At 37.1% G+C, this 22,605-nt stretch carries 17 protein-coding genes; 14 read left to right on the forward strand and 3 right to left on the reverse strand.

The genetic code is table 11. The features are described from left to right. Nucleotides 1–74 precede the first annotated feature (74 nt). From WNY79_RS13555 to WNY79_RS13585, 7 genes are all read left to right on the forward strand, one after another. The gene (locus WNY79_RS13555) at nt 75–4,916 is read left to right on the forward strand and encodes an NAD-glutamate dehydrogenase (protein ID WP_076924580.1); all 4,842 of its coding nucleotides are present in this window, start codon (nt 75–77) and stop codon (nt 4,914–4,916) included. Nucleotides 4,917–5,036: 120 nt separating this feature from the next. Next, nucleotides 5,037–6,047, forward strand: coding sequence for a quinone-dependent dihydroorotate dehydrogenase (gene pyrD, locus WNY79_RS13560; protein ID WP_076924581.1), 1,011 nt, complete (start codon nt 5,037–5,039; stop codon nt 6,045–6,047). A gap of 117 nt (nt 6,048–6,164) precedes the next feature. Beyond that, nucleotides 6,165–6,695, forward strand: a complete 531-nt coding sequence (locus tag WNY79_RS13565) for a cell division protein ZapC (protein WP_024599589.1) — start codon at nt 6,165–6,167, stop codon at nt 6,693–6,695. A 91-nt stretch (nt 6,696–6,786) separates the two neighbouring features. Beyond that, nucleotides 6,787–8,904, forward strand: coding sequence for a bifunctional 23S rRNA (guanine(2069)-N(7))-methyltransferase RlmK/23S rRNA (guanine(2445)-N(2))-methyltransferase RlmL (gene rlmKL / locus WNY79_RS13570; protein WP_170070828.1), 2,118 nt, complete (start codon nt 6,787–6,789; stop codon nt 8,902–8,904). Next, nucleotides 8,897–9,136, forward strand: a complete 240-nt coding sequence (locus tag WNY79_RS13575) for a glutaredoxin family protein (protein WP_024599587.1) — start codon at nt 8,897–8,899, stop codon at nt 9,134–9,136. Before rlmKL ends, WNY79_RS13575 begins: the two co-directional genes overlap by 8 nt. Nucleotides 9,137–9,151: 15 nt before the next feature. Further along, the gene (locus WNY79_RS13580) at nt 9,152–11,065 is read left to right on the forward strand and encodes an ABC transporter ATP-binding protein (RefSeq protein WP_024599586.1); all 1,914 of its coding nucleotides are present in this window, start codon (nt 9,152–9,154) and stop codon (nt 11,063–11,065) included. 11 nt (nt 11,066–11,076) lie between these two features. Further along, a complete protein-coding gene (locus WNY79_RS13585) occupies nt 11,077–12,822 on the forward strand; it encodes a DUF3466 family protein (protein WP_024589193.1) in 1,746 nt (581 codons plus the stop codon). 120 nt (nt 12,823–12,942) lie between these two features. On the opposite strand, the gene WNY79_RS13590 is transcribed toward WNY79_RS13585, so the two are convergent. Beyond that, a complete protein-coding gene (locus WNY79_RS13590; RefSeq protein ID WP_007586895.1) occupies nt 12,943–13,449 on the reverse strand; it encodes a DUF2062 domain-containing protein in 507 nt (168 codons plus the stop codon). Here WNY79_RS13590 and WNY79_RS13595 point away from each other — a divergent pair. From WNY79_RS13595 to tcdA, 7 genes are read left to right on the forward strand one after another with little or no spacing between them, the layout of a single operon-like run. After that, complete coding sequence (locus WNY79_RS13595) at nt 13,429–15,696, forward strand: DNA internalization-related competence protein ComEC/Rec2 (RefSeq protein WP_342876103.1); 2,268 nt, start codon at nt 13,429–13,431, stop codon at nt 15,694–15,696. The two genes, WNY79_RS13590 and WNY79_RS13595, sit on opposite strands and share 21 nt — an antisense overlap. Before the next feature lie 60 nt (nt 15,697–15,756). Continuing rightward, entirely contained in the window at nt 15,757–17,502 is a 1,746-nt protein-coding gene (msbA, locus tag WNY79_RS13600; RefSeq protein ID WP_342876104.1) for a lipid A export permease/ATP-binding protein MsbA, read from the forward strand. After that, a complete protein-coding gene (gene lpxK, locus WNY79_RS13605; protein ID WP_342876105.1) occupies nt 17,499–18,479 on the forward strand; it encodes a tetraacyldisaccharide 4'-kinase in 981 nt (326 codons plus the stop codon). The genes msbA and lpxK overlap by 4 nt, the downstream gene beginning before the upstream one ends. Beyond that, nucleotides 18,469–18,666 carry a Trm112 family protein gene (locus WNY79_RS13610; protein WP_024599582.1) on the forward strand — a complete coding sequence of 66 codons (198 nt, stop codon included), beginning with the start codon at nt 18,469–18,471 and terminating at the stop codon, nt 18,664–18,666. Before lpxK ends, WNY79_RS13610 begins: the two co-directional genes overlap by 11 nt. Next, entirely contained in the window at nt 18,654–19,415 is a 762-nt protein-coding gene (gene kdsB / locus WNY79_RS13615) for a 3-deoxy-manno-octulosonate cytidylyltransferase (protein ID WP_197236958.1), read from the forward strand. The genes WNY79_RS13610 and kdsB overlap by 13 nt, the downstream gene beginning before the upstream one ends. Further along, nucleotides 19,412–20,092, forward strand: coding sequence for a TIGR01621 family pseudouridine synthase (locus tag WNY79_RS13620; RefSeq protein ID WP_342876106.1), 681 nt, complete (start codon nt 19,412–19,414; stop codon nt 20,090–20,092). The genes kdsB and WNY79_RS13620 overlap by 4 nt, the downstream gene beginning before the upstream one ends. Further along, nucleotides 20,093–20,890 (forward strand): tRNA cyclic N6-threonylcarbamoyladenosine(37) synthase TcdA, encoded by a 798-nt coding sequence (gene tcdA, locus WNY79_RS13625; protein WP_024599579.1) that lies wholly within the window; start codon nt 20,093–20,095, stop codon nt 20,888–20,890. It abuts the gene before it with no gap. Nucleotides 20,891–20,896: 6 nt separating this feature from the next. Here the strand turns inward: tcdA and WNY79_RS13630 are convergent, their stop codons facing one another. Both WNY79_RS13630 and WNY79_RS13635 read right to left on the reverse strand, forming a co-directional pair. Beyond that, the gene (locus tag WNY79_RS13630; protein ID WP_007586879.1) at nt 20,897–21,313 is read right to left on the reverse strand and encodes a SufE family protein; all 417 of its coding nucleotides are present in this window, start codon (nt 21,311–21,313) and stop codon (nt 20,897–20,899) included. Between the two features lie 33 nt (nt 21,314–21,346). Further along, entirely contained in the window at nt 21,347–22,573 is a 1,227-nt protein-coding gene (locus WNY79_RS13635; protein ID WP_342876107.1) for a SufS family cysteine desulfurase, read from the reverse strand. Nucleotides 22,574–22,605 lie beyond the last annotated feature (32 nt).

Consider the following 22,605-nt stretch of genomic DNA (forward strand, 5'->3'; position numbering starts at 1 on the left):
TTTAATTGACTCCACGCTAATGAATAGCTGTACAAATTCCTGCTCCTGAGCAGTAATAGATTAAGGAACATACAATGACACGAAATGAAGGCCAAGCCTCGGTTATCCTAGATAATGTCTGTAAGCTGATCCAGAAAAAAGTTCGCGCTGATAATGTGTTACTCGTTGAGAAATTCGCCAAAGCCTTGTACAGCAATATGTCTAAAGAGGATTTGGCAAACCGCAACGATAGTGACCTATATGGCGCAGCATTAAGCCTTTGGAACTCGCTAGAAAAAAATACTACCGACGACGCTGTTATTCGCGTTTTCAACCCTGAAGTGGCAAAAGATGGCTGGCAGTCATCGCATACAATTGTAGAAATTATTACTAAAGACATGCCGTTTTTAGTTGATTCTGTTCGTATGGCCATGACACGTGAAAATATCGCCTCTCACTTATTACTTCACTGCCCATTAAAAATTAAGCGCGATGAAAACGCTAAAATTTCTGGTTTATCAAATTTAAAAGCAGAACAAGAATCTTCATCTACTAAAACAGTATTCTTTATTGAAATCGACCGTCAAACAGATTCTTCTGTGATTGAGTCTTTCAAAAAAGAGTTAGAATCAGTTCTTGTTGATGTGTCGGTTGCTGTTGATGATTGGCAGCCAATCCGTAAAAAATTGATGGCAGTAACTAAAGAATTACCCAAGCGTCATCATAATAAAACGAAAGAAGAAGTTTCAGAAACAACTGAGTTTTTAGATTGGTTAGCTAAAGATAACTTTACCCTAATGGGTTACCGTGAATATGAGCTAAGCCCAGTTCAAGGTGATTACCAATTAAAAGGTAAAATGGAATCGAGCCTTGGCTTGATGAAAAACTCTACTGAAGAACACACACGATTACTATCAGAATTACCTGAGGTTGCTCGCCAAGAAGCACGTAGTAGCAACCTACTGATCCTAACAAAAACTAACTCTGTTTCTCGCGTTCACCGTCCAGCCTACATTGATTATGTAGGTATTAAGCGTTTTGACGACGAAGGCAATGTAATTGGTGAAGACCGCTTTATTGGTTTGTTCTCATCAAGCTTTTACAATAACAGTGCTACTGATGTGCCAGTATTAAAAAGTAAAATTAATCGCATCATGGAAATGTGTGATTTTGCTAAAGGCACGCATGCTTACAAAGCTGTTTTAAATATTTTAGAAACCTACCCACGTGATGAGCTTGTTCAAGCGCGCGAAAGTGAGCTACTTGAAGTTGCTATGGGTGTGTTACAAGTACAAGAGCGCGATATGTGTCGCTTATTTGTACGTAAAGATGCGTATGGTCGCTTCTTATCTTGCATGGTTTATGTACCTCGCGAGCGCTATAACACGGCACTTCGTCGTGAAACGCAAGATATATTAGCCAATGCATTTAATTCTGACGATAAAGTCGAATTTACTACTTATTTCTCTGAGTCAACACTTGCGCGTACTCATTACACCGTTCGTGTGACCGACAACAAGATCGAATATAACGTGAAAGACATCGAAAACAATTTAGTAGAAGCTGCACGTACGTGGGAAGATAAACTTCAATCTGCACTTTTAGAATCTGCGGGCGAAGCACGTGGTAACGATTTAAATCGTAAATACTGTAATGCGTTTGCACGCTCATACAAAGATGAAGTGCTTCCAAGTGCTGCGGTTGTTGATATCGAAAAGTTAGAATTACTTAGTGATGAAAACAAACTAGAAATGCTTTTCTACCGTCCTCAAGAAGAAGCTAATAGCAATATTGTACGATTAAGCTTATTTCATAAAGACGAACCAATTCACTTATCTGATGTTATGCCAATGCTTGAAAACTTTGGTCTGCGCGTCGTTGGCGAAACGCCTTATTCAGTTAAAACAAGCGATGGTCGTATTAATTGGATCATGGACTTCTCGATGCTTATTGATAGCAAAGGGATGGCTGATTTTGATAAGATTTCAGCACGTTTTCGCGCTGCATTAACAAATGTTTGGGGCAACCGCCTGGAAAATGATGGTTTTAACCGTTTAGTGTTAATGGGTGGCCTAACTGGCCGAGAAGCCTCTATTTTACGTGCTTACGCTAAGTATATGCGTCAAATCGGTGTTACATTCTCTCAGACTTACATTGAAAGCACATTTGCTAACTATCCAAATATTGCTGCGCAAATTGTTAATTTATTTGCTAAAAAGTTCTCAATTAAGAGCCCAGCAAGTGCCAAAACACTTGAGAAGCTAAGCACACAAATCTATTTAGAGCTTGAAAATGTAGCAAACCTAGATGACGACCGTATTATTCGTTTATACGTCGATATGATTGTTGCAACGCTTCGTACTAACTATTTCCAAAAAGATGATGCAGGTCAGTTTAAGTCGTATGTATCATTTAAAATACAACCAAGCTTAATTCCTGATGTACCGCTTCCTCTTCCAGCGTTTGAGATTTTTGTTTATTCTCCGCGCGTAGAAGGTGTGCATTTACGTTACGGTAAAGTAGCGCGTGGTGGCTTGCGTTGGTCTGACCGTCGTGAAGACTTCCGTACTGAAGTTCTTGGCTTAGTTAAAGCGCAACAAGTTAAAAATACAGTAATTGTACCTGTTGGTTCTAAAGGTGGCTTTGTATGTAAACAATTACCAAGTGAGCGTGAAGCGTTTATTAAAGAAGGCCAAGAGTGTTATAAAATCTTTATCCGTGGTCTTTTGGATATTACAGATAACATTGAACGCGGTGAAATAGTGCCAGCTCGCGATGTTGTTCGCCACGATGAAGATGATGCTTACTTAGTGGTTGCAGCCGATAAAGGAACTGCTACTTTCTCTGATATCGCAAATGGCATAGCTAATGAATACAATTTCTGGCTTGGCGATGCATTTGCATCAGGTGGCTCGGTTGGTTACGATCACAAGAAAATGGGTATTACAGCTAAAGGCGCATGGGAGTCAGTTAAACGACATTTCCGTGAAATGGACATTGACTGTCAAACGACTGACTTTACAGTGGTAGCTATTGGCGACATGGCGGGTGACGTATTTGGTAATGGCATGTTGTTATCTAAGCATATTCGTTTACAAGTTGCCTTTAACCATATGCACATTTTTGTTGATCCTAACCCAGACGCTGCTACTTCTTATCCAGAGCGCGAACGTTTATTTAACATGCCGCGTTCATCGTGGGAAGACTACAACAAAGAGTTAATTTCTGCCGGTGGTGGTGTTTTCTCTCGTGCTGCTAAATCAATTACGCTTAGCCCAGAAATGAAAAAAATGTTGGGTACTAAAAAAGCAAGTATGACCCCAAATGAGTTAATGAAAGCTTCATTGATGATGGAGTTCGATTTACTGTGGAATGGCGGTATTGGTACATACATTAAAAACTCTAAAGAAACTGATGCAGATGTAGGGGATCGTGCAAACGATGCACTACGTATCAATGGTAGAGATTTAGGCGCTAAAATAATTGGTGAGGGCGGTAACTTAGGGGCAACTCAATTAGGTCGTGTTGAATTTGCAGCTAAGGGTGGTCGTGTTAATACAGACTTTATTGATAACGTAGGGGGCGTTGCTTGTTCAGATAACGAAGTTAACATTAAGATTTTACTTAATGGCTTGGTTGCTGAAGGTGACTTAACACGTAAACAACGTGATGAGCTACTTTACTCAATGACAGACGAGGTATCTGAGTTAGTATTAAAAGATTGTTATCGTCAAACACATACTATTTCAATTACGCAGTCTAAAGGTACTTCAACGCTTAAAGAAAAGATTCGCTTTATTCATGCACTTGAAAAAGATGGCAAGTTAAACCGTGCTATTGAGTTCATTCCAAGTGATGAAGAATTGGCAGAACGTGCAGCCGCTGGTAAAGACTTAACTCGCCCTGAGCTTTCAGTGCTAGTGTCTTACGCAAAAATGGTATTAAAAGAGTCTTTAGTAAGTGATGAAATTACTGAAAACCCTTACTATCGCCAATTGCTTGTGAAGTCATTCCCACGTCCTCTTCGTGAGAAGTTTAACGATGCGATGAACAACCATCCACTTCGTAAAGAAATTATTGCAACTAAACTTGCTAACAGTATCGTTAATGATATGGGTTTAAACTTCATGGTACGTATGCATGAAGAAACCGGTGCAAACGAAGCTGAAATTGCAATGTGTTACTCAATTGCTAGCGAAATATTTGAAATGCGTGATACATGGTCTTCTATCAGCGCACTGGATAATAAAATACCAGCAGCGGTACAAACTGAAATGCTTTACCAACTTCGTCGTACTGTTCGCCGTACTACGCGTTGGTTCTTACGTCATCGTAATAAGTCACAAACGATTGAACAAGGAATTGAATTCTTTGCGCCAACATTTAAAGATTTAAGTGATAACTTAAATACATACATGATTGAAAAAGAAAATGACCGCATTGTAATTGAAGCCAATAAGTTAATTGATGCCGGCGTTCCTGCAGATATAGCTAAGCGTATTGTTTCATTATCAAGCTTATTCTCTGTGATGGATTTAGCTGAAGTTGCTAATAATTCAGGTAAGAGTATTTCGATGGTATCGAATACTTACTTTAAACTAGGCGCAAGAATGGGTCTACATTGGTTCTTAGAGCAAATAACTAAGCAACCAGTAGCAAATCATTGGCAAGCACTTGCTCGTTCATCTTACCGTGAGGAGCTTGATTGGCAGCAACGTACGTTATCTGAAGTGGTTTTAAATAGCTTTGAAGGTGATGAGAGTGATGTTGATAGTCAAATAGATCAGTGGATGGATAGCCAAGATTTATTACTTCAACGTTGGAAACAAATGCTGGCTGAGTTTAAAACATCACAAAGCCACGACTTTGCAAAGTTCTCAGTTGCACTTCGTGAACTTATGTTATTAAGTCACAACTGTGATACATCAGGAAAATAATTTAGCTTTAATCTATTATTTGTTTAGTAAATAAATAACTGATTGTTAAATTTGTTATACAATACCTCAGCCTTGTCTGAGGTATTTTTTTGTCTGAAATTTAAAAAGAGGATTATATTGATGTTTTATGATTTAGCTCGCCGTTTTATGTTTACCCGTGATGCGGAGTGGGCGCATGAGTTTGCACTTAATAATCTTCGTCGTTTTGCTAATACGCCTCTAAATCTAGCTTGGTCACAAAGTGTTTCAGATAAACCCGTAAACTTCTTAGGTCTTGAATTTAAAAATCCAGTAGGGCTTGCTGCTGGTCTTGATAAAAATGCAGAATGTATTGATGCTTTTAGCCAAATGGGGTTTGGTTTTATCGAAGTAGGCACAGTTACGCCTCGTCCCCAAGAGGGCAATGAGAAACCGCGTATTTTTAGATTACCAGAATCAAACGCTATTATTAACCGTATGGGTTTTAATAACAAAGGCGTTGATAATTTAGTCAAAAATGTAAAAGCAGCAAAGTACAGTGGCATACTCGGTATCAATATTGGTAAAAATAAAGATACTCCTAATGAGCAAGGTAAAGATGACTACATTCATTGTATGCGTAAAGTATTTGAGCATGCTTCATACATTACGGTAAATATTTCATCCCCAAATACCCCAGGACTTCGTGATTTACAATATGGTGCTGCACTTGATGACTTATTGCAAAGTCTTAAAAATGAACAGTTAGATTTAATTGCAAAGCATAGTAAGCAAGTACCTATGCTTGTAAAAATTGCACCGGATCTCGATCAAATACAAATAGAGCAAGTAAGTGAGTCACTTTTAAATAATAAAATTGATGGTGTAATTGCTACAAATACAACGCTTGAACGGGCTGCAGTCATGGGGCAGCAATATGCAGAAGAGGCGGGCGGTTTATCAGGTTACCCTGTTAGAATGCGCTCTACAGAGGTGGTAAGTGAACTAAAGCGCTTAACAAAAGGTAACTTACCAATCATCGGAGTTGGCGGTATTGATGATGCTTCATCTGCAAAAGAAAAGTTAGATGCAGGCGCAAATTTAGTTCAGGTTTATACTGGGTTCATCTACAAAGGTCCACAATTGGTAAAGTCGATCGTTAACGGCTTATAAGGATCAGTTATCTAAGCTTTTGATCGTTCGATAAATGTTCTAAGCAAACATTTTAAAAGTGGTCAAAAGCAGTTATACTGTGAGCAATAATTATCCAACATACCCAAGGAGGAGTAAATGTTACAAGCATCAAAGCAATGGCAGTGGATTGCTTGTCCTGATAAAAACCGTTTGTTACTTGATTTAAATGACGACATGCAATTATGTACGCCTTACAAATTAAGACAACTCACCGATTCTGTTTTTAAAAATCCACGTTTTAGCCTAGAAGATGCTGCATTTTATGAGCAAGTTTATAATTATCTAGATGGATTTGAATTGTGGTCTGCGGCTCAAATTTGTCAAATATCATTAAATGCGACAGCTGTTAAATACCACTTAAAACCCGTTTTAGCAAAAAGTTGGTTTTTTGAAGAGTACACAGGTACAGAGCCAAGTGTAGAGGCAATAGTTAAATTAACATCTAAAGCGCAGTCAGGTGATTTTTTAATTGTAGAGCATTGTCCTGATGCATCTATTTGTTTGAATTTAAGTGAAACCTTTAAATTAGACGAAAACTTATCTTTAGCGCAATTTGAAGTAATCCGTATTCTTAATAATCGAGTACACCCCATCCTAAATCAGCAATATCAAAGTCAAACCGCCTAACCAAATTTAAGTCTTAAGCGTGTCTTTATGGCGTGTTTGTCGCCCAACCTATGTTATAATCCTGCGCAATTAGCTATTAAGGGTTATTACTTTGCAATTTATCGCACTTACTTCTATCGGAATCGAAAATTTATTGGTTGATGAACTAACAGAACTTGGCGCAACCGTGTCTAAGCAAACTGTTGGTTCTGTTCGTTTTGAGGCTGACTCATTACTGGCGCAAAAGGTTTGTTTATCAACTCGTTTTGCAACGCGTGTGCTTATGCTTATTGAAGAAAAAGAAGGCGTAGATGACAAAAATAGCCTGTATAATTTTGCGCGCTCGCAACCTTGGCAAGAATGGTTTGGACCTACGCAAACATTCGCTGTTGACTTCAACGGTACCAATGACTCATTAAAAAACACGCAATTTTCGGGTCTTGTGATCAAAGATGCGATTGTTGATTATTTTAATGATTTATACGAGCAACGGCCGAACGTTGATAAGCAAGATGCTAATGTGCGCGTGGTTGCACGATTAAATCGTTACGGCGTGTCGATGTATATTGACTATTCAGGTCCTCGTTTGTCAGAACGCGGTTACCGCCAAGGCCAAGGTAAAGCGCCAATTAAAGAGCATTTAGCTGCTGCATTAATTAAGCGAAGTGGCTGGCTTGAAAATGTAAAACAGCCTTTATTCGATCCATGTTGTGGTGCGGGTACTATTTTGATAGAAGCTGCGGGTATGGCGCGAAACGAAGCGCCAGGATTATTCCGTGAAGGTTTTGCTTTTGAGCGTTTACCAAGTTTTAGAGCCGCTAAGTTTAAAGAGCTTAAAGAAGAGTTACTCGCTAATATTACCGATCCTAAATTGTGGTTAATTGGCCACGATTACGATGAACAAGTATTAAGTAAAGCAATTGATAATGCTAAACGAGCCGAGCTTGACGACGTGATTAAGTTTAAGCAAAGTGATGCAACTAAACTTACAGCTGTTGCAAAATTACCGGGTGTTGTAATTTCAAACTTACCATATGGTGAGCGTATTGGCTCTATGGCTGAGCTTGTTGATTTACACCGTAATTTAGGTGTTGGCTTTAAAAAGCACTTTAATCACTGGAAACTTGCCTTACTTGGTATGGACGAGAGCTTATTTAAACTTTTAAAACTTGTGCGCCTTAAGCGTTATAAATTTAAGAATGGCCCGCTTGATGTAGAACTTAACTTATATCAATTAGATGATAAGCAAGTCAGTTTGACCACAGATGATAAAAAAGCACTTAATTTTGAAGGCTCAACGTCATTTGCAAATCGATTGAAAAAGAATAAGCAAGGCTTAAAAAACTGGCTTAAACAAAATAAAATAGATGCTTATCGCGTCTATGAAGCGGATATCCCTGAATACAATGTTGCTGTAGATATTTATGGGGACTCTGCTGTAATTTTTGAATATGCAGCGCCTAAAGAAATTGATGAAAAAACATCAGAAAAGCGTCTGCAAGACGTAATAAGCTTAACGGCTCAACAGCTTGAAATTTCACCTGAAAACATTGCTGTAAAAGTACGTAAAAAGCAGAAGGGCGAAGATCAATACACCGCTATGTCTAAACAAAACCGTACTATGGTTGTTGAAGAGTTCGGTGCTAAGTTTAAAGTTAATTTATTTGACTACTTAGACACAGGCTTGTTTTTAGACCACCGCTTAATGCGTCGTTATATTCAAGAAAATGCTAAAGATAAACGTTTCTTAAACCTTTTTGCATACACAGGTACAGCTTCTGTACATGCTGCTCTTGGTGGTGCTAAAGCCATTACTACAGTTGATTTATCAAAGACCTACTTAAAATGGGGCCAAGATAACTTTGATTTAAATGGTATTAGTAATACACGATACCGCTTTGAACAAGCAGATTGTTTAAAATGGTTAGAGCACGCAACAGCGCAATACGATTTGATATTTTTAGATCCTCCAACGTTTTCAAACTCAAAACGTATGAAAGATGCATTTGATGTTCAGAGCGATCATATTAAATTATTAACGTGGGTAAAAAAGATTTTAAGCCCATCGGGTACGTTGATTTTCTCTAATAACAAACGTGGCTTTGTTATAGATGAAGTTGGTCTGATTGGTTTAGGTTTAAAAGCCGTTAATATTTCAGATAAAACGTTATCACCAGACTTTAAACGTAATAAAAAAATCCATAATAGCTGGCTAATCACACATGGCTAATTGGGTTTTATACCACACTGATGGTTGCCACTTGTGCGAGCAAGCTGAGCAACTTATCACTGAGGTACTTTGTGATACTAGCGAGTTATTACTAATCGATATTATGACTGATGAGCAGCTTATAGCTGAATATCAAATTACTATTCCTGTATTAAAAAGTGAAAAAGGCGAGCAATTATTTTGGCCTTTTACTTTAAACTCTGTGCGCGAATTTTTAGCACAAGCAGAATAAGAGCAAATAAGAACTATGGATTTAATTAGAATTTTAAAAGCACAACTTGCTTTTGGTACACATGCTTTGCTTAACAAAGCAGATGCCGTTATAGAAAGTGGCGAAAGAGTGTGTGTGGTTGGCCGAAATGGCGCGGGTAAATCAACTTTATTAAAAGTACTTGATGGACAAGTTGTTTTAGATGATGGCGAAATAAATCAGCTAGGTGGCATTCGAATTTCTCGCTTAGAGCAAGATCCACCAAAAGGTGCAAGCGGCACCGTATTTGATTACGTTGCACAAGGTATGCCTGAGATTGCAAACTTACTAATTGATTTTCATCATGTTAGTAACGAGCTTCAAACAGAGTGTAACGATAAGTTATTAAATAAACTTGAACGTTTATCAAATCAACTAGAAGCAGCTGATGGCTGGCGCTTTGATAGCCGCATTCAATTAGTTTTGACACAATTAGAACTAACCCCAGAAGCTAAACTTGAGTCTCTTTCTGGTGGTTGGTTACGTAAAGTGGCACTCGCACGTGCACTTGTAAGTGAGCCTGATTTATTATTACTAGATGAGCCAACAAACCATTTAGACATGGCAAGTGTAATGTGGCTTGAACAGTTTTTAAAAGAATTTAAAGGCGGTATTGTATTTATCTCGCATGACCGTGCGTTTATTCGTGCTGTTGCTACGCGTATTTTAGATTTAGACCGTGGTAAGCTTATTTCGTACCCAGGCGATTACGCTACTTATTTAGAACAAAAAGCGCATGATCTGAAAGTTGAAGAAGCTCAAAATGCATTGTTTGATAAACGCTTAGCCGAAGAAGAAACGTGGATTCGACAAGGTGTTAAAGCACGTAGAACGCGTAACGAAGGTAGAGTTCGTGAGTTAAAGCAGCTTCGTACCGAGCGCAAACAACGTGTTGACCAAGTTGGTAAAACTGATTTCAATATTGAAACAGCAGACCGCTCTGGCAAGTTAGTATTTGAAGCTCAACATCTTTGTCATGCATTTAAAGACAAAGTTATTGCTGATGATTTTTCTACACTTGTAATGCGCGGTGATAGAATCGGCTTAGTAGGCCCAAATGGTATTGGTAAAACAACACTATTAAAGCTAATGTTTGGTGATTTAGAACCAGATAGCGGTATAACTAAGCAAGGTGTTAATTTAGAATTTGCTTACTTTGACCAATATCGTGAAAAACTTGATGAAGAAGCAACAGTTCAAGATAACGTCGCCGAAGGTAAACAAGAAGTGATGATGGGCGGACGCTCACGTCATGTTTTAGGTTACCTGCAAGACTTTTTATTCCCTCCAGCACGCGCTCGAACCCCTGTTAAAGCACTCTCTGGTGGTGAAAAAAACAGATTACTATTAGCTAAACTGTTTTTAAAACCATCTAATATACTTGTTCTCGATGAGCCAACAAATGACTTAGACATTGAAACGTTAGAGTTACTAGAGGACATCATTAATCAATACCAAGGTACAGTGCTGATTGTAAGCCATGACCGTGAATTTATTGATAATACATGTTCAAGTGTATGGGCGTTTGAAGGTAACGGTAAAGTTACAGATATTGTAGGTGGCTATAGCGACTATGAGGCTTACGTTAACTATTTAGCTGAACAAGAAAAAAAAACGCAGCAGCAACCAGTAAAAAAAGTTGAAAAAGTAGTCGCTCCAGTTGCTAAACCTGCAGCTAAAACAAATAAACTCTCTTACAAATTAAAACTTGAATTAGAGCAACTACCGAATAAAATGGAAAAACTAGAAGCTGAAATTGAAGCTCAACAAGCTGTAGTTAGTGACTCAGACTTTTTTAAACAAGAGAGTGATGTAACAACTAAAGCATTGAACCATTTGGCACAACTTGAGTCTGACCTTGAAGCTGCGCTTGAGCGCTGGGAAGAACTTGAAGAATTACAGAATCAGTAGTAAGGACTAAAATGAAATATAAATTACTCGCTGCCAGTATTTTAGCGACATTAAGCACTTCAGCAACAAGTGCTACGTACCAGTTAAGTGAATTAGGGACTCTTGAAGACGCTAAATATTCTTATGTAACAGATGTAAGCGAAAGCGGGCATATTATTGGTTTCGCAAATGGTTTATACAATTTACCTATTGATATCAGCTATATAGATTTTACTGAAAATATTATTGAAAATAGCTACGATAATACAGAGGCTGCATTTGATTTAAGTGATAAAGAGATTACCTTTACACTTGATGACATTGAAAATAATGATGCAGTACTTACTAATTCAGATGCACATACTTTCATGGTTAGTTTTTTATCTTCAATTTCTACAAATTTTGAATATCAAAAATTAAGCTCATTAGTTGGCATAAAGTACAATGACACACAAGTAACAGAGCAACCGTTATTTGATGTTGCATCTGTTGATTATGATGGCTTAACGCGTTCAACTATTAACCTTTTTAATGCTGTAAGTGAAGATGGCGTTACTGTTGGTTGGGGCGGTGCTCCTTACGATAAAGTATCTTTTACACCTGATGGTGAAGATGATGCAGAAACGTGGTTCACACATGAGTTTATAGAACGTGGGATTGTAATAAGTGCTGATGGCAGTATAAGTGTTGAGTTAGAGCCTGAGTTTAATGAATACGGTGGCACAAGCCGCGCTAACGATATTGTTAAAACAAATAGTGGTTATACTGTTGTAGGTAATATCTCTACAAGTATTCCTGATGACAGACAAGATAATATTGATGATAACTGTGATAATGAAGACGAACCAACGTCAGTGTGTATCAATTTATTAAATTCTAATATTTCACGAGGCTTATTTAATAAGCGTGCTGTTAAATGGGAACTTGATGAATCGTTAAATATTATTTCTGTTGAAGAGCTTGGTATGGCACTTACACCTGATGAAGGTGAAACGGAAGATGACGCATTTACGAGTACTGCTCTAGCAGTGAACAACAACGGTACAATTGTAGGTTCATCAAATACGCGTTATTACAAAAATGATGATACGATTCTTACAATGCCAGTCTATTTTAAAGACGGTGCAGTCACTGACTTTATTAATCAAGAAGATGACTGGCAGGCTGGTAAATCAATCGCTATTAATGATAATGATGTAATTACAGGTTATGCGACAAAGCGTATTGAAGGTACACTTCGTAATAAATTCTTCTATCATGACATCGAAACAGGTAATACAGTTTTTCCAACTGATTATTTTTCAAGCTCAAGTTCTTATGGCAACGATATAAATAATCAAGGTTATATTGTAGGCGAAGGGGAAGTGGGTGTATCTGATAGCTCACGACTTAAAGAAGCCTTTATTTACAAAATTGGTGAAGATAAAATCACTAATCTAAACGATTTACTGCCTTGTTATGATACTGATGGCGAAACTGATTATGCTTATTCTATGGTTGAAGCAACAGCTATCAATGAAAATAATGAAATATTTGGTACTGCGACTAAGACAGTTGAAAAACTTGATTCTTTAGGCGGTGTTGTAACTGATATCAATGGTGAAATTGAATATGAAAGTATTGCAGTTGCAGTTAAGTTAACGCCAATTGCAAATGGTGAAGTAGAAAACTGTGCTCCAGTAGAAGCAGAAGTCTATGAGCGTAACTCTGCTAGCTTTCCTTGGTATACATTATTGCTATTACCATTAGTTGGCTTAAGACGTATATTTCGCTTTTAAAGTTTACTAATATTGATTATAAAAAAACCAACTTAATAAAGTTGGTTTTTTTTCGTCTATAATATTTTATAAGATTAGGATTACCATGAATCTTATAGTTATTATTTAGCTTTAACGCTACTAATTATTTCGCGATAACCATGCCTTTTTAACCGAGCGGCGCCAAATAATATCAATACCAAAATAGCCGATAATTGATGCAATAGAAGCACATACTAACGAACCTAGTAAAAATGCAGGACCAATAGTTTCTATGCTCTCTAGAAACCAAGACCAACTAGCTTCGAATACAAAGTGTTGCTCAGGCTGATTAAGTATTAATGTACCCACTAAGTATGAGCCATAAAAAATAGGTGGCATAGTTAGAGGGTTTGTAAGCCATACTAATGCTACTGAGATAGGTAAATTAACTCTAAATAATATAGCGCCGGCTGCTGCTAAAACCATTTGAAAAGGAACAGGGATGAAAGCAAAAAATAACCCGACTGCAAATGCACCTCGAGCAGAACGTCTATTTAAATGCCAAAGATTTGCATCTTGTAAAAGGCGTCCAAATATTCTTAGTGATTTATGATGTCTAATTTTATTTGGATCAGGTAAAAATCTTTGGATCGTTTTTTTAGCCATTTAAAGCAACCATTTACATCAGTGTGGATAAGTCTTGGGTTTGTAATTGGCTGTATAGCAACCGTATTTTATTATCAAACTCTCGAATTTACAGTATTCACAATTTTCATTGTTATAGTGAGCGCTTATTTTAAGCCGTTTTTAAATGTATTGTTAGGCTTTATTTGTGCAATTTGCTTCGTTGGTCTGCATTTTTACGTTTTTTATAGTTTTGAAATACCAAAACCGGATGAAAAGTATGCACTTGATTCTACATTAATTGTAGAAGAGGTTATTTCTGACAAAAAACCTCAATATATTAAAGTTAAAATAGTGGCATTAGAAGGGAGTTATTTTTCAGGTTTTAGAGCACCCAAAGCAATGCTCAGTGTTAATTCTGCACAGCCTTTAATAGTAGGTGATGAATTTTCTGCTTTAATTCATTTAAAACATTTTCGTAGTAATAAAAATTTTAATGTATTTGATAATGAACGTTATGCTTTTATAAATAGAATATTATTTAAAGGTAAAGTGCTTAATAAAAATCTTAATATTATAAATAGCGACAAACAAAGCATAATTTTAGATTATCAACACTTCCTTAAAAACACTTATACGGATACAAAATTACAGTGGCTCTATTATGCATTGCTTAGCGGTGAAAAATCTTTGATGAGCTACGCTGACAAACAATTAATGCAATCTCTTGGGCTAAGTCATTTACTTGCTATATCGGGGTTACATATTGGTTTGATTTTTAGCTTCGGTTATCTTGTTACTCGATTCATTTTTGCAAAAATTAATTTTTCGATTGGGCAATCATTCAACCTGACTCTTTATTACAGTTCATGCGGATTTTTAGTAGCCTTGGTTTATGTGTACTTAAGTGACTTTTTAGTATCGGCAACGCGAGCGCTTATCATGCTGGGTTGTTATTTATTATTGTATTTTCTTGCTAAGCAGCCGCTGCGTTGGCGGAGCATTTTATTTGCCTTGGTTATTGTTCTTATTGTTAACCCATTTAATTTACTCAATCCAGGTCTCTACTTTTCATTTTTAGCGGTTGCTATCATTTTTACAGTTATTAATAAATTACCAATATTAAACACTCGCATAAAAAACAAAGTTATTTCACTGTTTGTTATTCAAATAGCGTTATTTATTGGTCTATTGCCACTTTCACTCTATTTTTTTAATGGGGTAAGTATTGCGGGTTTGATAATAAACTTAATTGCTATACCGCTGCTTTCAATCATTATCTTACCCTTTTTAATTGTTTTTACATTACTGAGTATTTTCTTAGATATAAGTATTTTAATAAACCTGTTTGATACAGGCTTATATGCGCTATTTAAATTGCTTAATGAAATACCAGAATCGTTAAGGTGGATAACGACTGGCAGAATTGACTCAATATTTGTCGTTTTTACTTATATTATTATGTTGATGGTTTATTTTCTTCCTTATAAATGGCTCGCTTTTATTCCAGCAATAACGCTTTTATTAAATTATTGGTTAATAGAAAAGTCTAAGTGGCAACTACATGTATTTGATGTAGGGCATGGACTTATGGCATTAATTGAAAAAGATAATCAAGTGCTTATTTATGATTTTGGCCCCAGTTATTTCAATCGCTTTAGCCGTACGCGAAGTATTTTACTGCCTTATATTAAAGCAAATAATTTAACAGTGAAAACGGCGATTCTAAGTCATGAAGATAATGATCACGCTGGAGGATTACAACATTTCATAGATGCTGGCTTTGGTGAAACATTACAACAATTTCATCCTAAAAATACACATAATGTATGTGAAGTCATAAATATTGATTTTGCTGGATTAAAAATACAAAGCTTTAGTACAAAAGGGTTTGGAAATGAAAATGATGATTCATGCGTTGTTAGGGTATCAGATAATACCTATAGCGTGTTACTTACCGGTGATATATCAAATGCGCGTGAAGCATCGCTATTAGCGGATAATAAATCATTGAAAAGTACAGTAATGTTAAGCCCGCATCATGGCAGCGATACATCCTCAAGTGTTAATTTTATTAATAACGTTGCCCCTAAAGTAGTTATTCATTCAAGTGCCTATAAGGGGCAATGGGAATTCCCTAAGCCTCTTGTCGTCGAACGTTATAACCAAATAAATGCTCAGCAATTTACGACAGGCGTTGAAGGGCAAATTAGTATTAAATTTTATGCAAAGAATTTGGCTATAGAAACAGCAAGAGGGCAGGAAAGTTACTGGTTTATCAAAGATTGACGTTTAGTTTTATCTCATCGGAGGATACAATACAGATTGTTACTGTATTTAGAGAGTGTTATGGATCAAAGTACTACACAAATTTATAAACGTCTTGTCTCATATGTTGGCACCTACAAAAGCGTCGCATTTGTCGCAATTATTGGGATGATAGGCTATTCAGCAATGGATGCTTTATTTATTCAATTAATGAAGCCGTTTATTGATCAAGGTTTGAACCAGCGTAATACAGAAGTTTTAAAGTACGCTCCTTTTGTCGTTATCGCGTTAGTTCTAGGGCGTGGTGTTTTTAACTTTATGTCTTCTTACTGCTTAAGTTATGTAGGCTCCCAAGTTGTACGTTCTTTACGCCAAGAGTTATTTGAGCACATATTGCACTTACCCGTTTCTTTTCATGACAAAAACTCAACGGGAGATTTAATTTCAAAAATCACATTTGATACAGAACAAGTTCAACAAGCGATTACTAAAGCCTTGCTAATAGTCGTACGTGAAGGGGCATTTGTTGTATTTTTACTTGCGGTAATGTTCTATACCAGCTGGAAATTATCACTGATATTTTTAGTGATCATCCCACTTGTTGCTATTATTGTCGCCGTCGTCTCTAAACGTTTTCGCCACATTTCTAAAAACATTCAATCTGCCATGGGGCAAGTTACCCGTAGCTCTGAGCAAATGCTGAGTGGGCATAAAGTTATTCATGGTTTTGGTGGTCAAGATCAAGAGATTAATCACTTCTCGAAAATTAATAATCATAATCGTCAGCAACGTATCAAAATGGACGCAACTAAAGCGCTTAGTGTGTCTATAATTCAAATTTTAGCGGCAAGTGCCATGGCAGTTATTTTGTGGGCGGTGTCGTTGCCATCAATGATTGATACGATTACATCTGGTGACTTCATGGCATTAATTGCCTCAATGATGATGTTACTGCGTCCGCTGAAACAACTTGCCAATGTGAATAGTGATATGCAACGTGGTATCTCTGCAGCGCAAAGTATATTTTTAGTTTTAGACGAAGAAATGGAAAAAGATACAGGCACTGTTTCGGTTGATAAAGTTAAAGGTTTAATTGAAGTTAAGAACGTAACCTTTAAGTACCCAACTAAAGATGAAGCTGTATTAAATGATTTGTCGCTAACGATTAAAGCGGGTGAAAGTATTGCCTTAGTAGGGCGCTCAGGCTCGGGTAAATCAACAATTTCTAATTTATTACCACGCTACTATGACTTAGAGCTCCCAAGTGAAATTTTGCTTGATGGTATTGCTCTGCAAGATTACAAATTAACAGATTTGCGTCGCCAATTTGCTTTAGTGTCTCAACAAGTCGTGTTATTTAACGATACGATTGCTAACAATATTTGTTATGGCATAAAGCATGATGTGTCTGAGGAAGAATTAGAGCAAGTTGCTAAACAAGCGCATGTTTGGGAGTTTGTTAAAGACCTGCCAGAGCAATTAAACACGATGGTAGGTGAAAATGGCGTAATGCTCTCTGGTGGCCAACGCCAGCGTATAGCGATAGCACGGGCAATATTAAAAGATGCACCTATTTTGATTTTAGACGAGGCTACATCAGCACTTGATACCGAATCTGAAAAGCTTATTCAGCAAGCATTAGAAACGCTAATGAAAGATAAAACCTCAATTGTTATTGCGCATCGCTTATCTACTATCGAAAACAGTGACCGAATCTATGTTATTGATAATGGTCGTGTAATAGAAAGTGGCGATCACAATAGCTTATTAGCAAATGACGGTACTTATTCAGCCCTTTGCAAAATGCAGTTTGGTGATCAGGCGTGAGTAAAATAGAACAAAGCTGGTATAAACCATTTGGTCTAATTACTTTACTGTTATTACCATTAAGTGCTTTGTTTTGGGTTGTATCGTCATTTCGAAAATACTTATATAGCGCTAAAATACTTAAACCTTTTGAGTGTAAAACGCCTGTAATTGTAGTTGGCAATATAAGTGTTGGCGGTAATGGTAAAACACCTTTTGTTTTGTGGTTGTATAAGCATTTGACCGAGCAAGGTTTATCAGTGGGTATTATTAGTAGAGGTTATGGTGGGCAATCAGATAATTACCCGCTGTTAGTCACTTCAGTTGTTGACGCCCAACAGGCTGGCGATGAGCCTGTGCTTTTATACCATCGTTTAAAGTGCCCAATAGCAGTTGGCCCTAATAGACAACACAATATCGATTTATTAGAAAAAAATTATACGCTAGATGTCATTATTTCTGATGATGGAATGCAGCATTATAAAATGCCTCGTAGCATTGAGTGTTGTATTGTTGATAGTGAGCGTCGTTTTGGTAATGGTTTTGTTATGCCCGCAGGGCCACTACGCGAAACAACTAAACGCTTACAAAGTGTTGATATAGTAATTGAAAATGGCGGTGAGGCTAATAATAGCTACGTGCTGCAAGTAAGTAACCTTCGCTTAGTTAATTCAAGTGATGATGCAAAAAGTAACGTAAGCGAGGCACATGCAATAAGTGCAATTGGGAACCCTAAACGGTTTGAAAACTCATTAGAAGCACAAAATATTAAGCTATTGTCGACTCATCATTTTAGAGATCATTATGCTTATACAGCAGATGATTTTATTCAGTTTGGTGATGATTGCATTATAATGACCGAAAAAGACGCGGTTAAATGTAAGTCCTTTGCAAAACCTAATTGGTATTATTTACCTGTAGATGCAGAGCCTTCCGATAGCGTAATAAACACATTAAATTTATTATTAAAAGAAAAAGGAATACTCAATGGCCTTTGATTCAAAACTACTCGAGATTATTGCATGCCCAGTTTGTAAGGGTAAATTACGCTTTGATAGAGAAAACAACGAACTAATTAGTACGGCAGCTAAGCTTGCTTACCCCGTTCAAGACGATATTCCGGTATTGCTTGAAAACGAAGCACGTGAGTTATCTTTAGAAGAGGTTGAAAAGTGGAATTCGTAGTTGTAATTCCAGCTCGCTTTGCATCAACCCGACTACCGGGTAAACCGCTTGCTGATATTTGCGGTAAGCCAATGGTTCAACATGTTTACGAAAAAGCATGTTTATCAGGTGCAAGTAAAGTGGTTATAGCTACCGATCATCAAAAAGTGTTTGATGCAGTAAGTTTATTTACTAGTGATGTTGTAATGACTCGCGAAGATCACCAATCGGGTACTGAGCGTTTAGCCGAAGTGGTTGATTTACTTGATCTCGACAGTAATACAATTGTGGTGAATGTACAAGGCGATGAGCCATTACTTGCGCCAGAAAATGTATCCCAAGTTGCTGCACTATTAAGTGATTCAACAGCACCAATGGCAACGTTAAGTGTTGCTATTGAAGAGCGTGATGAAGTATTTAATCCTAATGCAGTTAAAGTGGTTAGCGATATAAATAAAAATGCGCTGTATTTTTCTCGTGCAAGTATTCCGTTTGATAGAAGCACAATGATGAATGACAGCAGTGCTCTTAATTTAGCGCCATTTCAGCGCCATGTAGGTATTTATGCGTACAGAGCGGGTTTTATTAAACAATATATAGAATTGAGCGTATCGCCACTTGAGTTACTTGAATCGCTTGAACAATTGCGTGTGTTGTATCATGGTTATAAAATCAAAATAGAGCAAGCTCAAATAGCACCCCATGCTGGAGTTGATACGGCAGATGACTTAGCGAAGGTGATAGCGCATATTAAAAGTATAAGCGCGTGAGTGAACAAGTAAGTAAAATATTAAAAATTATTTTTACACATAACGATTTTTATATTTTAGAAAAACCTGCGGGTCTTAATTTTCATTCAGAAGATGGCCCCGGCTTTGTTGTGTTAGCCGAACAACAATTATCGCAAAAGCTTTATGCCGTTCATCGTTTAGATAAAGTGACATCAGGGCTTATTATTTTAGCTAGAAACAAAGCCGCTGCAGCTAATTTTACTGCGCTTTTTACTGAGCATGCGATTAATAAATTCTATTTAGCGATTAGTGATGCTAAACCAAAAAAGAAGCAAGGTTGGATTAAAGGCGATATGGCTAAATCTCGCCGTGGCTCGTTTAAGTTACTAACGAGTAAGCTTAACCCTGCAATCACTCGATTTTATTCGCTAAGCTATAAGCCTGGGTTTAGAGGGTATCTTTTAAAACCATACTCAGGGAAGACGCATCAATTAAGAGTAGCACTAAAAAGTGTTGGCTCACCTATTTTAGGTGATGCAATGTATTCAGGTACGTCTTCAAATCGTACATATTTACATGCATATGCCTTGAGTTTTGTATGGCATAGTGAACAAATACAGTTTACTTTACTACCTGACTGCGGTGATGAGTATTTAGCGTTAATTAAACATCAAGATTTTCAAGCATGGCAGTCGCCATGGCAACTGGATTGGTAAATGAGCGAAAAAGTTACAGATATACGTTTTGGCGGAATTAAGCGTTTATATGGTCATCAACAATTTGATTGGCTTCAAGAAGCACACTTTTGTGTAGTAGGTATTGGTGGTGTAGGAAGCTGGGCGGCTGAAGCACTTGCACGTACTGGTGTTGGTAAAATAACATTGATTGATTTGGATGATATTTGCGCCACTAACGTAAATAGGCAGATTCATGCATTAACGGGTACTATTGGTCAAGCTAAAGTAGAGGCAATGAAAGCGCGCTGTGAGCTTATTAATCCAGAGTGCCAAATTAATGTGATAGATGATTTTATTACACTTGAAAATATCCAAGAGCATATTCAAGATTTTGATTATGTGATTGATTGTATTGATGCAGTTAAAGAAAAGGCAGCATTAATAGCGCATTGCAAACGTAATAAACTCCCTATAATTACAACCGGTGGTGCTGGCGGGCAAACAGATCCTAGTCAAATAACCTTTGGTGATGTAGCTAAAACTACACAAGACCCATTACTTGCAAAAGTACGTTATATCTTGCGTAAGCAGTATAATTTTAGTAATAATCCTAAACGTAAGTTTAATATTGATTGTGTCTACTCAACAGAACAACTGGTTTACCCAGGAAGCGATGGCAGTGTATGTCATGCAAAGCAAAGTGCTGATGGCTCGATGAATATGGATTGTAATAATGGTTTTGGATCTGTGACTATGATCACAGGAAGCTTCGGCTTTTTTGTTGCGGCAAAAGCGGTGCGTAAATATCTAGATAAAAAACAACGCTCACAAGCTTAGTTTTCGTTAACTAAGCTTTTGTTGTGCCATGGTTTGTATTTTATCAACCATAGCTTTAATACCATTACCACGTGATGCGCTTAAGTGGCTTATAAGGCCGAGTTTTTCAAATTCTTCATACGCATTTTTATTCACTACTTGCTCTGGTGTAAGGCCATTGTAAAGCGCTAAAATAATGGCTAATAATCCTTTTACTATACGTGTATCCGAGTCACCAATTACAACAAGTGTATTTTCTGTTAAATCAAATTCAACAAACATCCATACTTTGCTTTCACAGCCAGGTACAAGTGCATCATCGGTTTTCAAAACATCAGCTAAAACAGGTAAAGTTTTTCCTAAAAGCATTATCTCACGATATTTTTGCTGCCAAGCGGGTGCATTTTTTATAGATTCAGTGACTTTGTTAAACGTATTTGTCATGAGTTATCCTAATTAATTCTATTAAAGTGACGTTTAGTCCAGTAAAGCGATACACTTTTTGAGTGAATCAATGAATATATCTACATCTTCATAGGTATTATAAAAACAAAAGCTCGCTCTTAGCGTTCCATTAAGCCCTAAATGTGTCATTAATGGCTGTGTACAATGGTGTCCACTCCTCACTGCAACCCCGTACCCGTCAAGTAAAGTTGCCAAATCATAAGGATGTTCATCATTTAAATTGAAACAGAGTGTACCAATATTGTCATATAGGTTGCTATATATTGTAATACCATCGATCTTTACCAATTCTTGAGCTGCATAGCTAAACAATTTTTGCTCATACTGCTGAATTTTTGCGTGATCTAACTCATTTAAATAGTCTAATGCGGCACCGAAACCTAAAACTCCAGAGATATTTGGTGTTCCAGTTTCAAATTTTGCAGGCGCAGGACGATAAGTACTGTGAGTTAAGTACACTTTATCGATCATTTCCCCACCTGATTGGTAAATATCAAGGGTATTTAATTGCTCATATCGACCATAAAGCACACCTAATCCTGTTGGGCCGAGCATTTTATGGCTTGAGCAGACATAAAAGTCACAGTCTAATTCACGTAAATCGGGTTTTAAATGCAGTGCACCTTGTGCTCCATCGACTAATACAAGAGAATTGACGCCTTTTGCAGCTCTAATTAGTGGTTTTAAATCGGTAATATTACCCAGTGTGTTAGATGCTTGTGTAATAGCTAATAGGGCAGGCTTAATTTTTTTTATATATTCACAGCATTCTTTGGTGTTCAGCGTGCCATTTTTATTAAGTGGAAGTGCTATTAATTTAGCACCCGTTTGTTGACTTACTATTTGCCAAGGCACTATGTTTGCATGATGCTCAAGCGGAGATATCATGATGGTATGACTTTCATTGAAGCGTTTTTTTAATCCGTTAGCGACCAAATTAATGGCTTCTGTAGCGCCTTTAGTCCATACAATCTCTTTACTATACACATTAAAATACTGTGCAGTTTTATCCCGTACTTGTTCGTATGAATAAGTGGCTTGCTCGCTAAGTGTATGGCGTCCACGGTGTACATTAGCGTTTTGAAACGTATAGAATTCAGTAATTGTATCTATAACTGATTGAGGCTTTTGTGAAGTTGCTGCTGAGTCTAAATAAACAAGCGGGCAGCCGTTTATTGTTTGATTTAATGTTGGGAAGTCGTTTCTAATTTTATTTATATCAAACTTTAAATCAAGCATGGCTAATCTACATAGTGTTTTAAGGCAGGAAT

The sequence above is a fragment of the Pseudoalteromonas sp. AS84 genome (genome assembly GCF_038900255.1).
Lineage (GTDB): Bacteria > Pseudomonadota > Gammaproteobacteria > Enterobacterales > Alteromonadaceae > Pseudoalteromonas.

What these genes read in the sequence shown, in the direction of transcription:
- WNY79_RS13555 (WP_076924580.1), top strand. Translation starts at nt 75, where the DNA reads ATGACACGAAATGAAGGCCAAGCCTCGGTTATCCTAGATAATGTCTGT.
- WNY79_RS13590 (WP_007586895.1), bottom strand. Translation starts at nt 13,449, where the DNA reads ATGGCTAAAAAAACGATCCAAAGATTTTTACCTGATCCAAATAAAATT.
- WNY79_RS13580 (WP_024599586.1), top strand. Translation starts at nt 9,152, where the DNA reads ATGGATTTAATTAGAATTTTAAAAGCACAACTTGCTTTTGGTACACAT.
- WNY79_RS13565 (WP_024599589.1), top strand. Translation starts at nt 6,165, where the DNA reads ATGTTACAAGCATCAAAGCAATGGCAGTGGATTGCTTGTCCTGATAAA.
- WNY79_RS13630 (WP_007586879.1), bottom strand. Translation starts at nt 21,313, where the DNA reads ATGACAAATACGTTTAACAAAGTCACTGAATCTATAAAAAATGCACCC.
- WNY79_RS13635 (WP_342876107.1), bottom strand. Translation starts at nt 22,573, where the DNA reads ATGCTTGATTTAAAGTTTGATATAAATAAAATTAGAAACGACTTCCCA.
- pyrD (WP_076924581.1), top strand. Translation starts at nt 5,037, where the DNA reads ATGTTTTATGATTTAGCTCGCCGTTTTATGTTTACCCGTGATGCGGAG.
- WNY79_RS13575 (WP_024599587.1), top strand. Translation starts at nt 8,897, where the DNA reads ATGGCTAATTGGGTTTTATACCACACTGATGGTTGCCACTTGTGCGAG.
- WNY79_RS13585 (WP_024589193.1), top strand. Translation starts at nt 11,077, where the DNA reads ATGAAATATAAATTACTCGCTGCCAGTATTTTAGCGACATTAAGCACT.
- tcdA (WP_024599579.1), top strand. Translation starts at nt 20,093, where the DNA reads ATGAGCGAAAAAGTTACAGATATACGTTTTGGCGGAATTAAGCGTTTA.
- msbA (WP_342876104.1), top strand. Translation starts at nt 15,757, where the DNA reads ATGGATCAAAGTACTACACAAATTTATAAACGTCTTGTCTCATATGTT.
- WNY79_RS13610 (WP_024599582.1), top strand. Translation starts at nt 18,469, where the DNA reads ATGGCCTTTGATTCAAAACTACTCGAGATTATTGCATGCCCAGTTTGT.